Raw genomic sequence first — 13,316 nt, 5'->3', positions numbered from 1 at the left:
GATCTCCGCGCGAATCGTCGCGGTTCGCCGCAGTGCGGCTTTGAGAGGGACGATGTCCACTCTTGCGCGCGTCTCACGCAAGCGAGACTTCGACGTGCCCGTTCTCGATGCGAGTGCGGAACCGCGGCTGCGGCGCCGTCGCGGGGCCGTGGACGACTGCGCCGTCCTCGAGCGCGAAGACGCTGCTGTGCCAGGGGCAGGTCACGCACGGGCCGAGCTCGGGGTCCTCGCTCAGCTCGCCCTCGTGCAGCGGGCCGGACAGGTGCGAGCACGTGTCGGCCAGCGCGAGCACCCGTTCGCCGTCGCGGTAGAGCACCACAGGGGTCGCGCCGACCAGCCGCTGCCGCAGCTGGCGTTCGGGCAGCTCGGTGAGGAGCCCGAGATCGTGCCAGCCCTCCGGAGTGAGGTGCGGCACGTGCTCGGCATGGTTCGCGCCCATCGCCTGGCGATAGGCGAGATGGCCGCCGAGATAGCCGCCAACGGATGCCGCGACCAGGCCCGCGAACGCCAGGCGCTTCCCCGCCTTCTTGTTCCCGCTGATGCGGGCGACGAAGGACGCGCCGTAGAGCGTGCCCGCCGTGGCGACCGACGCCCAGTGCACGAGGCCGACGCGCTGCTGCTCGGGGTGGGCGGCGGCGAAGTCGACGGCGCCGGCCGCTGCCGCGGGGATGGCGGCCGCCGTGCCGACGCCGACGAGTGCGGTGGCGGGAATCCAGCCGCCGGGGATGAGGTCGAGGACGTTCGCCGACGTCCAGGCCCCGAGCGGGAACTGCACCAGGAACGGGTGAGCAGGGTGGCCGAGCGGGACGCCGTGCAAGAGGTCGCGCACCGGCCCCTCGGGCACCAGCTTCTGGATGAACCCCATCAACGGCTGCGCGAGCTTGTCGAGCCGCTCCTCCCCCTCGATGGTCTTGATGAGCCGGCCGACCGCGCGCCCGGCATCCGTCATGGTCTTCGTCACCTCAGCCATGAGCGCGACGCTAGGCGCGAGAGGTCGCCACCACCACCGGTTGACACCCTGGGGACCGATGACTATTCGGCCGGAGTGAGCACAGCTCGCTCTGCGTCTGGCGCGCGACGACCCCACCGGGTCGTCGCTGCTATGCGCCAGCCGCGCGCTTCACGATCTCGGCGATGCGCTTCTCGTCGTCGGCGGAGATCTCGGTGATCGCGAAGGCGGTCGGCCACATGGTGCCGTCGTCGAGCTGCGCCGCATCGAAGAAGGCGAAGTTGCCGTAGCGCACCTTGAACTTGGCGCGCTCCTGGTAGAAGCAGATCACCTTGCCGTCGGCGTTCGCATAGGCGGGGCTGCCGTAGAAGGTGCGCGGCTTGAGCTCGGGCGCGACCTCGGTGATGATCGCGTGGATGCGCTCGGCGTTCGTCTTGTCCGGCTCTTCGAGCGACGCGATCTTGTCGAGCACGGTCTGCAATGCCTCAGCGGCGGATTCCTGCGCCTTCAGCTCCTTCGCGCGCTGCCGCATCGCCGCGCGCTCTTCCGCTGTGAACCCGGATTTCTCTGCCATGCGACCCATTGTGGCCGGTGGGGCGGCCCGCGCGCTTCTTCGAAACTGCTCGATGACGCGATCGGGTGATCAGGCGAGTCGCGGCGCGGCGGCCACGAGCGACCGCGTGTACGGATGCTCGGGCCGAGCCAGCACCTCGCCCGTCGACCCCTGCTCGACGATCGCCCCGTCGTGCATCACGACGACGCGGTCGGCGACGTGCTGCACGAGTCCGATGTCGTGCGAGACCAGCACGATCGTGAGCCCGAGCTCGCGCCGCAGTTCGACGAGCAGCTCGAGCACCTGCGCCCGCACCGTGACGTCGAGGGCGCTGAGCGGCTCGTCGCCGACGAGCAGTCGCGGCCCGTGCACGATCGCGCGCGCGAGGGCGACGCGCTGGCGCTGGCCGCCCGAGAGCTCATGCGGGTACCGCTCGGCGAAGGACGCGTCGAGGCCGACGCGCGCGAGCACCTCGTCGACGAGCGCCCGATGGTCGCCCGCGACGCCGAGCGCGCGCAGCGGTTCGGCGACGACGCGGCGCACGGTGAAGCGCGGGTCGAGCGATGAGTACGGGTCCTGCAGCACGATGCCGGTCTCACGCCGCAGCCAGCGCAGGCCGGCAGCACTGCCGGGCTTCACCTCGCGGCCGTCGAAGGTCACGCGACCCGCCGTCGGCTGGTCGAGCGCGAGCAGCAGTCGCACCAGTGTCGTCTTCCCCGAGCCCGACTCGCCGATGACGGCGACGACCTCGCCCGCCGCGACCTCGAGATCGACCCCGCGCAGCGCGTGCGCCACACGAGGCGCACCGAACAGCGTGCGCCGCGGCAGGCGGTGATCGCGGGTGAGTCCGGTGGCGGTCAGCAGGGTCATCGGACGTCCTCCGCGGTGAAGCTGGTGCGCCGCGCGGCGGCGACGAGACCCGCGGTGACCGGGTGCCGCGGGTTGGAGATGAGCTCGGCGACGCTCCCCCGCTCCACCGCGACGCCGCCCGCGAGCACGAGCAGCGTGTCGGCGACGTCGGAGAGCACGGCGAGGTCGTGCGTGACGAAGATGAGGGATGCCCCGGCATCCGCCACCAGCGCGTTGAACAGTGCCAGGATCTCGGCCTGGATCGTCACGTCGAGCGCCGTGGTCGGCTCGTCCGCGAGCAGCAGCTGCGGCGACGCGGCCACCGCGATGCCGATCCCGACGCGCTGCCGCTGGCCGCCCGAGAGCTGGTGCGGGTAGCGCTCGACGATCAGCTCGGGCTCGGGCAGCCGCACGAGCTCGGCGAGCCGCACCGCCTGCCGCACTCGCCCTGGGCGGTCACGCCGGCTGACGAGGCCGTGCAGCAGCAGCGGCTCGACGAGCTGGTCGCCGATGCGGCGCATCGGGTTGAGCGCGGTCTGCGGGTCCTGGAAGACTGCGCCGACGCGGCGGCCGCGGATGCGGGCGAGCTCGCGTTCCGGCATCCCGATGATCTCAAGTCCGTCGAGACGGATGCTTCCGGTGGCCGTGATCCCGTCGGGAAGCAGCCCGAGCACCGCGAGCGTTGTGAGCGACTTGCCCGAGCCCGATTCGCCGATGATGCCGAAGCGCTCCCCGTCGGCGACCGTGAACGACAGCCGGTCGACGAGCACCCGCTGACCGAGACTGATCGTGAGGTCGCGCACCTCGAGGCTCATCGACTCTCCTTCAGTCGCGGGTCGGTGGCCTCGCGCAGCGCGTCGCCGAACAGGTTGAACGCGAGCACGGTGAGCGCGATCGCGACGCCCGGCCAGATCGCGGTGAGCGGGTAGAGCGTCACCTCGCCGCGCACGTCGCTCAGCATTCGCCCCCATGAGGCGACGTCGGGGCTCGCGCCGTAGCCGAGGAACGACAGCCCCGCCTCGGCGAGCACCGAGACTCCAGCCGCGAGAGACAGCTGCACGATGAACACGGGGGCGATGTTGGGCAGGATGTGCGAGACCAGCACACCCCACGGCCCCGTGCCTGAGGCCCGAGAGGCGAGCACGTAGTCGGTGCGCGCCACCCGCCGGATCTCGCCCCGGCTGACACGCGCGATGTTGACGCCGAACCCGATGCCGACCGCGACGATCACCGTGATGAGCGACGCTTTGAACACCGCGCTCAGCATGACCGCGATGAGCAGCACGGGGAACGCGATCAGGATGTCGACGGCGACCGCCACCACCTCGCGCGCCCAGCGCCGGGTGAGCGCCCCGAGCGCGGCGAGCAGCAGCCCGAGCACGGTCGCGACGACCGACGAGCCGAGCGCGACGAGCAGCGTGGTGCGCGCCCCGAGCATGAGGTAGCTGAGGATGTCTTTGCCGGCGCCGTCCGTGCCGAGCAGGTGCTGCGCGCTCGGCGCCTGCCAGCGGTGGAACGGGTCGGCGGCGAACGGGTCGTGCGGCGTCCAGAAGCTCGCGACGACCGCCACGACGACGAGCAGCACGAACACGACCACGCCGTAGACTCCGCCGGGCCGGCGCCACACCTCGCGCAGCCACATCATTCGGCACCCCCCGCGGTGCGCTCGCGTGGGTCGAGCAGGCGGTGCACGACATCGACGATGAAGCCGACCACCAGGATCAGCGCGGTGAGCACGAGCAGCTCGCCCTGCACCTGGGTCAGGTCGCGCTGCTGCACGTCGTCGACGAGCGAGAGCCCGATGCCGGGCAGCTGGAAGATCAGCTCGACGATCACGGCACCCACGAGCAGCGCCGCGAGCTGGATGCCGAGCACCGACACCACCGACAGCAGCACGTTCGGCAGGCCGTGCGTGATGAGCGCGCCGGTGCGCGTCATGCCCTTCGCAGCCGCGGTGCGAACGAAGTCCTGGCCGAGCGCATCGAGCGCGGCCGAGCGGGTGAAGCGCAGCAGCACGGCGCCCTCGACGAGCGCGATGGACAGCGCCGGAAGGATCAGCGACACGAAGGCCCTGCCCGGGTCACCCTGCCAGCCGTGCGGCGGCCAGCCCTGCGCCGGCAGCCAGCGCAGCTCGCCGCCGATCCAGGCCGAGAGCAGCAGGCCGATCACCACGACCGGGATCGACGCGATCACGAGCGCGACGGCCGACACCAGGAATCCGCGCAGCTCACGGTGTCGAATCGCCGACCAGACGCCGAGAGGGATGCCGATGAGCAGTCCGAACACGAGCGAGAGCCCCGCGAGCGGAAGCGTCACCGACAGCGCGCGCCCGAGGTTCGCCGCGACCGGGGTGCCCGTCGTGAGCGACACCCCGAGGTCGCCGCGCAGCAGGCCGCCGACCCAGCTCGCGAACTGGGCGCCAAGCGGCCGGTCGAGGCCGAGCGTCTGGCGGATGTGCGCGAGCTGCGCCGGGGTCGCCTGCGTGCCCGCGATCGTCCCCGCCACGTCACCGGGCAGCACCCGGAGCGTGAAGAAGATGAGCGCGGCCGCCGCCGCGAGCCCCACCAGGAGCAGCAGCGTCCTCGTGACGAGAAAGCGGGCCACTACCGGCTGTCGGCCGCTGAGCCGGCGACGATCGACACCTGGCCGAGGCTGAGCCGGCTGTTGGTGTTGTTCGTGGGCAGGCCCGTCACGCCGACCGCGACCGCCTTCTCGACGGCGCCCTGGTAGAGCCAGTCGCTCGGCGAGTCCTGGTCGACGAGCTTGGCCGCCTGTGCGAGGTCGGCCGCCTCGGCATCCGCACTGGTCTCTGCCAACGCCTTCGCGTAGAGCTCGTCCACCTTCGGGTTGTCGTAGTGGTGGTAGTACTTCGCGCCGCCGGCCCACTGGGTGCCGAAGTCATGCGACTCGACGTGGTCGACGATCGTCAGCTGGTAGTCGCCCGCCGTGTACACCTGCGACAGCCAGGTGTTGAAGTCCACCTGGTTCACCTTGAGCTTGACCCCGACGGCCTTGAGCTCGGTGGTAAGCAGGTCGGACAGGCCGGTGCCGTACGGGCTCGGGATGGTCAGCGTCAGCTGGTCGACGCCCGCCGCCGCGAACGCCGCCTTCGCCTTGGCCGGGTCGTACGCGTCGATCGAGCTCAGGTCCTCGTAGCCCGGGTCGCCCTTGGCGATCGGGCCGCCGGGCGCGGTGCCCGCGCCGTTGACCGAGGCGAGGATCGCCTTCGGGTCGATCGCCTCGCGGATCGCGTCGCGCACCTTCTGATCCGCGAGCGTGGGGTCAGTGACGTTGAAGCCGAGCTGCCACTTGTCGCTCGCGGTGCCCGTGACGACCTTGACATTCGAGTTGCCCGAGAACTTCGGCAGGTCGGCGGGGGTGATCGCGACGAGCACCTGGTCGGTGCCGGCGAGCACGGCGCTCTCGGCGGTGGTCGAGTCGGCGTAGTAGTGCCAGTCGACTTCCTTCACCTGAGCCTTCTTACCCCAGTACGTGTCGTTGCGCTCGAGCACGAGGCTGGTCTTGCCGTCGAAGCTGCCGATCGTGAAGGGGCCCGTGCCGACGGCCTTGCCCGTGGCATCCGTCTTCGCGCCCTTCTCCAGCACCACGCCGGCGCGACCGGCGAGTGCCCAGAGGGTCTCGATGTTCGGCTTGTCGAGCTTCAGCTCGACCGTCGATGCGTCGGGTGCGCTCACCGAGGTGACATCGACCAGGCCGGCCGCGTCGACGTAGGTCTTCTCGTTCGCGATCACATCCTGTAGGGAGGCGACGACGTCGTCGGCGCTGAGCTGCTTGCCGTCGCTGAAGGTCACGCCGCTGTTCAGCGTGAAGTCGTACGTCAGGCCGTCGCTCGAGATCGTCCAGCTCTTCGCGATCGACGGCACGACCTTGCCGTTCTGGTCGAGCGTCACGATGCCCTGGTAGACGTTGTCGAGCAGCGCCTGGTCGAGCGCCGCGCCCGAGGTGTTGCGGATGTCGAGGTTCGTCGGCGGCAGGATCGCCCCGATGTTCAGCGTCGCGCCCGTCGCCGACGTGCCTGAGGCGGAGCCCGAGCCCGACCCGGATCCGGAGCCGCCGCCCGAGCAGCCGGAGAGGACGAGGGTCGCGGCGAGCGCCGCACCGGAGGCGGCGAACGCGAGGCGGCGCGTGCGCACGGATGCTGAGGTCATCGGGGTTCCTTTGTGGGGTGTGATGAGGTCACGCGGCCAGGAAGGCGGTGATCGCGTCGGCGAGGGCAGCGGGTTGCTGCTCCTGGACGTTGTGGCCGGCGTCGAGCTCGACGAGGGCGGCACGCGGCACGCGCGCGTGGAATTCGGCGACGACGTCGGGCGGCAGGAATCCGCTGCTGCCGTGCACGAGGAGCACGGGCACGTCGGATGCCTCGAGCGGCGCCCACAGCCCCGAGAAGTCGGTGTCGAGGCTCGCCCCGGCCGGCGGCGCGGCGAGGTGGTGCTTGAAGACGACCTTGCCGTCGTCGCGGACGCGCGTGTTGAGCACGACCCCGCGCGCGAGTCTCACGCGGTCGCTGCCGATGCCGCTCGCGACCGCGAGCTCGACGATCTGCTCGCGCGAGTCGAACACGAGCGGCCCGGCGAGGAAGTCGCGCACGCTCGACGCGTCGGCCGGCCTGAGGCCGGGGCTGACGTCGACGAGCACGAGGGATGCCACGAGCTCCGGTCGCGCCTCGAGCAGGGCGATCGCGGTCGAGCCGCCGAGAGACTGCCCGATCACGGCCTGCGGAACACCCGGGGCGAGCGCGTCGAGAGCGGCGGCGACCGCGGCCGCGTTGGTGCGCGCGCCGTAGTCGAAGTCGTCGCGCCACGCGGAGTCGCCGTGGCCGGGCAGATCGACGGCGAGCGCGTCACGGCGGAGCCGCAGCAGCGTCGCGTCCCACGTGTGCGCGTTGAGGCCGGCGCCGTGAAGCAGGGTGAGGCGCGGCTCGACGCCCCAGAGCAGGGCGCTCAGCTCGCCGCCGGGCGCGTCGGCCGTGACGCGACGCACGTCGGGCACCACGGGATCCGCGCCGACCTCGGCGGCCTCGTCGGCGAGATAGGCGAACTCGTCGATCGTCTGCGTCATCGATCTCCCTCTCTCACTGAATCGTCGCCCGCGCGCGACGGCGCGCGCGAATCTGTGACGGAAGGTGACGGGCGGTCGGCCGCGCGGGGCCGCTCAGCGCGAGCCGGGAAGGGCCGGCGAGTAGCGTATCGCCCCCGGGCGCAGACGCAGCTCCTCCCCCACCTCGGCGATGTCGTCCCAGAGCACGAGCACCGCATGGCGCTGCCGCGCCGCCAGCACGTGCGCGATCAGCCACGGCCGGTCGACCCTGCTGCGCTCGTAGCCGAGGAACGACTCGCCGCCGTGCGGGCTCACGATCAGCCCGTGCAGGCGCGCCTCGGCCAGGGCCCCTGCGCCGTTGCCGGACGGCGGCCCGTCGAGCACGAAGCGCACATCGGCGACCGTGCCGAGCGACACGCCGCCCGCGTCGCGCACGGGCAGTCCGAGCAGCTCAGTCAGGAGCATGGCGACCCCCGGGAATCCGCCCGACGATGTGCTCGCGCACCCAGCGCTCCGACCAGTTCGCGTCGTAGTCGTCGGCCGCGCCCGACAGCGCGACGACTACGTCGACCGAGGTCACGTCGCGCCACGGTGCCTCCTCCAGGTGCGAGCGACGCGGCTGGCCCGCGAAGATGCGCGTCCACAGCACCGGTCCCGAGAGCAGCGCGGCGATGCGGGGTTGCTGCCCCGGCGACGCATCCGTCAGCTCGACGTCGTCGACCGTCGCGACGGGAACGCCGTCGCGGTCGACGAGCTGCCTGTCGAGCAGGTGCAGATGCGCGTCGAGCACCCGGCCGCGCGGCGAGTCGTCGAAGGACAGGTCCTCCCTGGCATCCGCGCTCGACATCTACGCCCCCATCCCCGAGATGATCATGAGCGGGATCGACGCGACCGAGGCGACCACGATGAGCACGAGGAACACCAGCCCGAAGGCGTTCGTCACGCGCCCGTTGACGTCTTTGCCCATGTACTGCGGGTCGTTCGCGACGATCAGGATCGGCAGGTATGTGAGCGGCAGCGCGAGCGCCGACAGCACCACCGACGCCTCGGTCACCTCGATCGGGTCGGCGCCGGTCGCGAGGATGCCGAGGGCGATCACGAGCGTCGCGATCATCACCAGGTGGAATCGCGCAGCCTTCGCCGGCCGCCGGAATTTGCCCCATGACCAGCCGAAGTACTGTGCGATCGCGTACCCGCTCGACAGCGACGTCTCGAGCGCCGCGCCGAAGGTCGCGGCGACGATGCCGACGATCAGCGCGACCATCAGCAGTACGCCGCCCGCCTGCGCGACCGGCAGCGCGACCTGCGAGAGCGACTCGACCTGGATGCCGAGCGGCAGCAGCACGATCGCCGCGCACGCCGCGTTCGACAGCGACACCGCGCCGCCGAGCGGGAAGCCGAGCAGCACGTTCGCCCGCGACAGCGACAGGTCCTTCCGCGTCCACTTCTCCTCACGGGCGCCGGAGGAGTAGAAGAACACCTCGTACGGCGTGAGCGCGGCGCCGAACAGCGAGACCGCGAAGTACCAGTACGTCGACGGGTGCTCCGACGTCGGCATGCCCGAGATCAGCGAGTGCCCGAGCTCGCCCCAGTTGGGATGCAGCAGGAACACCGCGACCGCGAACGCGATGAGGCACAGCCCCGCGAGGCCCACGACGTTCTCCATGATCTTGAACTTCACCCGCCACAGCACGATCCAGACGGCGAAGGCCACGACCGGGATCCACAGCAGCGGCTGGATGCCGCTCGCGAGCTGCAGGGCCAGCGCCACGCCCCCGATCTCGGCGGTCAGGGTGAGCAGGTTGATCAGGAAGGAGGCCGCAAGGTTCAGGAATCCGGCCCGCGGCCCCAGTCGCTCGCGAATGATCTCGAACGTCGCCCGCCCGCTGATCGCGGCGACCCGCCCCGACATCTGCGCGAACACGACGATGCCGATCACGCCGAGCACCGTGACCCACACGAGCGAAAGGCCGAAGCGCGATCCGACGACGGACTGCGTGACCAGGTCGCCGATGTCGACGAAGCCGCCGATGGCAGTCAGGATTCCGAGGAAGACGCCGAGGAACTTCTTCACTCGGCCTCACCGCCCTGCCTGATGATGGTGCGCCGCGCGTGCTCGAGCGCATCGCTCGCGTCCGCCACTTCCCGGCGCGCCTGTGACCAGCGGATGCCTGCGCCGCCCGCCACCGCCGCCCTGGCGTCCTTCAGCGCGGCGTCGAGTTCGCCGATCGCGTCGTCGGCGCCGCTGCGCCAGCGGCGCTCGGCGGGCGTCGCCGGCTCGACGCCCGCGAGCCCGGCCCGCTCCTCGCCGAGCTTGGTCAGCGCGTCGTCGATCGCCGTGTGCGCCTGCTGCGGCGTGGTACGGCCCGCGCTCAGCTCGCGCAGCGCGAGCGACGCGGTCTGGGCATTGCTGTCGGCCGACGCGAGTCCCCGCTCGAGCCGCCCGGGGACCCCGCCCGAGTCGGGCACGCAGCCGGCCAGCACGAGGACGAGGGCCGCCGCGAGGCATCCGCCCGCCCCTGCGCGCCGTCTCGCGGTCATGCCCGATCGGTCCCCTGGGAATCGGCGAAGTATGCGCATCCGTCGCAGTGACCCCTCGGGGCCTGGCTTCTCGCGTCTGCCCGGCGCCGAGCCCCGCTATGTCGACGCGTCGGGGCGCGCGGTGCGCGACGAGGAGGTGCTCGAGCGGATCCGCCTGCTCGTGATCCCGCCGGCGTGGCTCGACGTGTGGATCTCGCCGCACCGGAACGGCCACATCCAGGCGGTCGGAACCGACGCGGCCGGGCGGCGGCAGTATCTCTACCACGAGGAGTGGCGGCGGAAGCGCGACGCCGTGAAGTTCGAGCGCATGCTCGAGCTCGCCGAGGCGCTGCCCGGCGCACGCCGCACGGTCACCCGCGATCTGCGGCTTCCTGGCACCCCGCGTGAGCGGACCCTCGCCGCCGCGTTCCGCATGGTCGACCGCGCCGCGCTGCGCATCGGCGAGGAGCGCTACCGCCGCGCCTACGGCACCCGGGGGCTCACGACGCTGCTCTACCGCGACGTCACGATCGACGGGCCCGAGCTCGAGCTGCGATTCCCGTCGAAGAGCGGGCAGGGCTGGGACTCGTCGTTCCGCGACCCCGAGCTCGCCGACTATCTCGCCGAGCTCGCCGAGCGCCGCCGCCCCGGCTCGCGGCTGCTCGCCTGGCGCGACACGCGCTGGCACCCGCTGCACCCGGCCGAGGTCAACGAGGACATCCGCCGGCGCACCGGCGTCGACGCGAGCGCCAAGGACTTCCGCACCCTGCGCGGCACGATCGTCGCCGCCGACACGCTCGCCCGCATCGGGCCGGCCAAGACGCGGCGCGCGGGCGACGCCGCCGAGCGCGAGGCAGTGCTGCGCGCAGCATCCGCCCTCGGCAACACCGCCGCCGTCGCCGCGCGAGCTACATCGACCCTCGGGTGTTCGACAGGTACCGCAACGGGGAACTACTGGAGGTGCGCCGCTCACCTGAGGCGGCGCTCGTGAAACTGCTGAACTAGGAGATGGGGATGCCTGGAAGCAAGGATCTGCCCAGCACGCTGGAGCGCTCGCCGAAGCACGCGCAGGAGATCTGGGTGAAGGCGCACGACTCGGCCATCGAGGAGTACGGCCGCGGCCGCCGCGCGCAGCAGACCGCGTACGCCGCGCTCAAGCACCAGTACGAGAAGGTCGGCGACCACTGGGTCGAGAAGGGGCACAAGGGCCCGTCCGATGCCGGCGCGAAGCGTCGCGGCCGCCCCACAGCAGGCGGGGTCGACGCGAACGCCTCCAAGTCGCACCTGATGGACGTCGCTCGGCAGCTCGACGTCAAGGGCCGCTCGAGAATGACCAAGCCGCAGCTGGTCAAGGCGATTCAGAGCGCGAACGACAAGGCCACGCGGAAGGCGCGCAACTGAGGCATCCGGGCTGTTCTGCTGCGGCATCCGGATGCTCGGCATCGCCTTCGTCTTCTCGCATAACCCGGCGTGCGCGGGTGAAACGACGCGTTCGCGGGTGCAGTTTGTCCCGCGGACGCGTCGCAAGTCCCGCGCACGTTAGGGGGTCGGCATGCCGCCCGTGACCGCGAGGGTCTCGCCGACCACGTAGCTCGACTCGGGCGAGGCGAGGAAGACGTAGGCCGGCGCGAGCTCGGCCGGCTGGCCCGCGCGGCCGAGCGGCGTCTGCTCGCCGAACTTCGGCAGCTTCTCCGGCGGCTGGCCCTTGCTCGGCTGCAACGGCGTCCAGATCGGACCGGGGGCGACGGCATTGACGCGGATGCCGCGCGGCGCCAGCTGCCCCGCAAGCGCCTTCGTGAACGCGTTGATCGCCGCCTTCGTGGTGGCGTAGTCGACGAGCTGAGGCCCGGGCAGGTACGCCTGCACCGAGGTCGTGTTGATGATCGCCGCGCCGGCGGGCAGATGCGGCAACGCGGCCTTCGTCAGATAGAACATCGCGTGGATGTTCGTGCGCATCGTGAGCTCGAACTGCTCATCGGGCAGCTGGGTCAGGTCCTCGCAGAAGATCTGCTTCCCGGCGTTGTTCACGACGATGTCAAGCCCTCCGAGCGCGTCGAGCGCATGCTCGACGGCGACGCCGCAGAACGCGCGATCGGTGAGGTCGCCCGGAATCAGCACGGCCTTCCGCCCCGCCTTCTCGATCTGCTCGGCCACATGGTTCGCGTCGACCTGCTCCGCAGGCAGGTAGACGATCGCGACGTCGGCGCCCTCGCGCGCGAACGCGATAGCGACGGCCGCCCCGATCCCCGAATCTCCCCCGGTCACGAGCGCTTTCCGTCCCTCGAGCCGCCCACTGCCGACGTATGTCTCCTCGCCGTGGTCGGCAGGTGGGTCGAGTTCGCTGTCACGCCCGGGCTCCGACACCATGTCGGCCGGCGGCTCGACCTTCGGGTAGCGCGTGACGGGGTTGTCGAAGGTGTTCTGCGTCCAAGTCATCGACCCACGAAAAGCAGAACGGGCCTCGATCCGCAAGGGGGTTTCAGGCTCGCGCCCGGCTTGATCTGATCGGAGCAAGTAGTCGAACAGCGCGCTACGCCACTCGTTCCATGAACACGGAGTGAGGCAGCACACATGAACGGCAACACCGCAACCAACGTCGCAACGCTCGAGGCCCGACGCCGTCGCAGCGAGGAGACGACGGCGGCCTTCGACAGGGTCGGCGCCTGCACGCCGGAAGAGCGCACGCAGATCGAGAACCGGATCGTCGTCGCACACATCCCGCTCGCGGAATCCATAGCCCGCCGCTACCGGCGCGGCGACGAGGACTACGGCGACCTGCGCCAGGTGGCGCTGCTCGGGCTCGTCAAGGCCGCCCGCCATTACGACCCCGAGCGGGGCACGCCCTTCGTTCCGTACGCCGTGCCAACGATCGACGGCGAGCTGAAGCGGCACATCCGCGACCACGGCTGGCTCGTGCGGCCCGGCCGCCGCATGCAGGAGCTCTGCTCGGCGCTGATGCGCGCCAGGCCCCGCCTCGCGCAGACGCTGGGGCGTGAGGCATCCGATCTCGAACTGGCCGAGGAATTGCACGTGACCGAACAGGATGTCCGTGCCGCCCGCGCCTGCCTCGACGCGCAGTCGCCCGTCACCGTGGCGTCCGCCGGCGACGACGAGGACACGCCGTCGATGATCCCGTCGTACGTCGACCCCGACTTCGACCGCGCAGAGCTGCGCGCGATGCTGCAGCAGGCGCTCGCGCACCTGAACGAGCGCGAGGCGCTCATCCTCGAGCGCCGCTTCGGCGAGGAGAAGACGCAGGCCGAGATCGGCGAGGAGCTCGGCGTGAGCCAGATGCAGGTCTCGCGACTGCTCGCCAAGATCCTCGACAGGCTGCGGCACGAGCTCGCCGGGACCTTCCCGCACGGCCTCAGGGATGCCGCCTGACCC

General features: G+C 71.2%; 16 protein-coding genes. 3 read left to right on the top strand and 13 right to left on the bottom strand.

Annotated elements, in window-relative coordinates:
- Positions 1–73: 73 nt before the first annotated feature.
- The 12 genes from D7I44_RS13190 to D7I44_RS13135 form a co-directional block, all read right to left on the bottom strand.
- On the bottom strand, positions 74–970 hold the full coding sequence (locus D7I44_RS13190) for a Rieske (2Fe-2S) protein (protein WP_245979617.1): 897 nt from the start codon (positions 968–970) through the stop codon (positions 74–76).
- A gap of 130 nt (positions 971–1,100) precedes the next feature.
- Positions 1,101–1,523, bottom strand: a complete 423-nt coding sequence (locus D7I44_RS13185) for an iron chaperone (RefSeq protein WP_120789916.1) — start codon at positions 1,521–1,523, stop codon at positions 1,101–1,103.
- Between the two features lie 69 nt (positions 1,524–1,592).
- On the bottom strand, positions 1,593–2,372 hold the full coding sequence (locus D7I44_RS13180) for an ABC transporter ATP-binding protein (RefSeq protein ID WP_120789915.1): 780 nt from the start codon (positions 2,370–2,372) through the stop codon (positions 1,593–1,595).
- Positions 2,369–3,166, bottom strand: a complete 798-nt coding sequence (locus tag D7I44_RS13175) for an ABC transporter ATP-binding protein (protein ID WP_120789914.1) — start codon at positions 3,164–3,166, stop codon at positions 2,369–2,371. Before D7I44_RS13175 ends, D7I44_RS13180 begins: the two co-directional genes overlap by 4 nt.
- On the bottom strand, positions 3,163–3,996 hold the full coding sequence (locus tag D7I44_RS13170; protein ID WP_120789913.1) for an ABC transporter permease: 834 nt from the start codon (positions 3,994–3,996) through the stop codon (positions 3,163–3,165). The genes D7I44_RS13175 and D7I44_RS13170 overlap by 4 nt, the downstream gene beginning before the upstream one ends.
- Positions 3,993–4,955 (bottom strand): ABC transporter permease, encoded by a 963-nt coding sequence (locus D7I44_RS13165; RefSeq protein WP_120789912.1) that lies wholly within the window; start codon positions 4,953–4,955, stop codon positions 3,993–3,995. Before D7I44_RS13165 ends, D7I44_RS13170 begins: the two co-directional genes overlap by 4 nt.
- Entirely contained in the window at positions 4,955–6,520 is a 1,566-nt protein-coding gene (locus D7I44_RS13160) for an ABC transporter substrate-binding protein (protein WP_120789911.1), read from the bottom strand. Before D7I44_RS13160 ends, D7I44_RS13165 begins: the two co-directional genes overlap by 1 nt.
- A 28-nt stretch (positions 6,521–6,548) precedes the next feature.
- Complete coding sequence (locus D7I44_RS13155) at positions 6,549–7,430, bottom strand: alpha/beta fold hydrolase (protein WP_120789910.1); 882 nt, start codon at positions 7,428–7,430, stop codon at positions 6,549–6,551.
- A gap of 93 nt (positions 7,431–7,523) precedes the next feature.
- Entirely contained in the window at positions 7,524–7,874 is a 351-nt protein-coding gene (locus tag D7I44_RS13150) for a PRC-barrel domain-containing protein (protein ID WP_120789909.1), read from the bottom strand.
- Positions 7,861–8,256: a hypothetical protein gene (locus D7I44_RS13145; protein WP_120790955.1), complete on the bottom strand. Its 396-nt coding sequence runs from the start codon at positions 8,254–8,256 to the stop codon at positions 7,861–7,863. Before D7I44_RS13145 ends, D7I44_RS13150 begins: the two co-directional genes overlap by 14 nt.
- Positions 8,257–9,483, bottom strand: coding sequence for an NRAMP family divalent metal transporter (locus D7I44_RS13140; RefSeq protein ID WP_120789908.1), 1,227 nt, complete (start codon positions 9,481–9,483; stop codon positions 8,257–8,259).
- On the bottom strand, positions 9,480–9,950 hold the full coding sequence (locus D7I44_RS13135) for a hypothetical protein (protein ID WP_120789907.1): 471 nt from the start codon (positions 9,948–9,950) through the stop codon (positions 9,480–9,482). Before D7I44_RS13135 ends, D7I44_RS13140 begins: the two co-directional genes overlap by 4 nt.
- A gap of 31 nt (positions 9,951–9,981) precedes the next feature.
- Between D7I44_RS13135 and D7I44_RS13130 the strand changes: the two genes are divergently transcribed.
- Complete coding sequence (locus D7I44_RS13130; RefSeq protein WP_342768582.1) at positions 9,982–10,920, top strand: DNA topoisomerase IB; 939 nt, start codon at positions 9,982–9,984, stop codon at positions 10,918–10,920.
- Between the two features lie 23 nt (positions 10,921–10,943).
- Positions 10,944–11,330: a ChaB family protein gene (locus D7I44_RS13125; RefSeq protein ID WP_120789906.1), complete on the top strand. Its 387-nt coding sequence runs from the start codon at positions 10,944–10,946 to the stop codon at positions 11,328–11,330.
- Positions 11,331–11,468: 138 nt separating this feature from the next.
- On the opposite strand, the gene D7I44_RS13120 is transcribed toward D7I44_RS13125, so the two are convergent.
- Positions 11,469–12,365 carry a glucose 1-dehydrogenase gene (locus D7I44_RS13120; protein ID WP_120789905.1) on the bottom strand — a complete coding sequence of 299 codons (897 nt, stop codon included), beginning with the start codon at positions 12,363–12,365 and terminating at the stop codon, positions 11,469–11,471.
- 135 nt (positions 12,366–12,500) lie between these two features.
- Between D7I44_RS13120 and D7I44_RS13115 the strand changes: the two genes are divergently transcribed.
- The gene (locus tag D7I44_RS13115; RefSeq protein WP_120789904.1) at positions 12,501–13,313 is read left to right on the top strand and encodes a sigma-70 family RNA polymerase sigma factor; all 813 of its coding nucleotides are present in this window, start codon (positions 12,501–12,503) and stop codon (positions 13,311–13,313) included.
- Positions 13,314–13,316: the final 3 nt, after the last annotated feature.

It is taken from the genome of Gryllotalpicola protaetiae (assembly GCF_003627055.1).
Taxonomy (GTDB): domain Bacteria; phylum Actinomycetota; class Actinomycetes; order Actinomycetales; family Microbacteriaceae; genus Gryllotalpicola; species Gryllotalpicola protaetiae.
This window is presented reverse-complemented; position numbering and strand designations above follow the sequence as displayed.

What these genes read in the sequence shown, in the direction of transcription:
- D7I44_RS13190 (WP_245979617.1), bottom strand. Translation starts at nt 970, where the DNA reads ATGGCTGAGGTGACGAAGACCATGACGGATGCCGGGCGCGCGGTCGGC.
- D7I44_RS13185 (WP_120789916.1), bottom strand. Translation starts at nt 1,523, where the DNA reads ATGGCAGAGAAATCCGGGTTCACAGCGGAAGAGCGCGCGGCGATGCGG.
- D7I44_RS13180 (WP_120789915.1), bottom strand. Translation starts at nt 2,372, where the DNA reads ATGACCCTGCTGACCGCCACCGGACTCACCCGCGATCACCGCCTGCCG.
- D7I44_RS13175 (WP_120789914.1), bottom strand. Translation starts at nt 3,166, where the DNA reads ATGAGCCTCGAGGTGCGCGACCTCACGATCAGTCTCGGTCAGCGGGTG.
- D7I44_RS13170 (WP_120789913.1), bottom strand. Translation starts at nt 3,996, where the DNA reads ATGATGTGGCTGCGCGAGGTGTGGCGCCGGCCCGGCGGAGTCTACGGC.
- D7I44_RS13160 (WP_120789911.1), bottom strand. Translation starts at nt 6,520, where the DNA reads ATGACCTCAGCATCCGTGCGCACGCGCCGCCTCGCGTTCGCCGCCTCC.
- D7I44_RS13155 (WP_120789910.1), bottom strand. Translation starts at nt 7,430, where the DNA reads ATGACGCAGACGATCGACGAGTTCGCCTATCTCGCCGACGAGGCCGCC.
- D7I44_RS13150 (WP_120789909.1), bottom strand. Translation starts at nt 7,874, where the DNA reads ATGCTCCTGACTGAGCTGCTCGGACTGCCCGTGCGCGACGCGGGCGGC.
- D7I44_RS13145 (WP_120790955.1), bottom strand. Translation starts at nt 8,256, where the DNA reads ATGTCGAGCGCGGATGCCAGGGAGGACCTGTCCTTCGACGACTCGCCG.
- D7I44_RS13135 (WP_120789907.1), bottom strand. Translation starts at nt 9,950, where the DNA reads ATGACCGCGAGACGGCGCGCAGGGGCGGGCGGATGCCTCGCGGCGGCC.
- D7I44_RS13130 (WP_342768582.1), top strand. Translation starts at nt 9,982, where the DNA reads ATGCGCATCCGTCGCAGTGACCCCTCGGGGCCTGGCTTCTCGCGTCTG.
- D7I44_RS13125 (WP_120789906.1), top strand. Translation starts at nt 10,944, where the DNA reads ATGCCTGGAAGCAAGGATCTGCCCAGCACGCTGGAGCGCTCGCCGAAG.
- D7I44_RS13120 (WP_120789905.1), bottom strand. Translation starts at nt 12,365, where the DNA reads ATGACTTGGACGCAGAACACCTTCGACAACCCCGTCACGCGCTACCCG.
- D7I44_RS13115 (WP_120789904.1), top strand. Translation starts at nt 12,501, where the DNA reads ATGAACGGCAACACCGCAACCAACGTCGCAACGCTCGAGGCCCGACGC.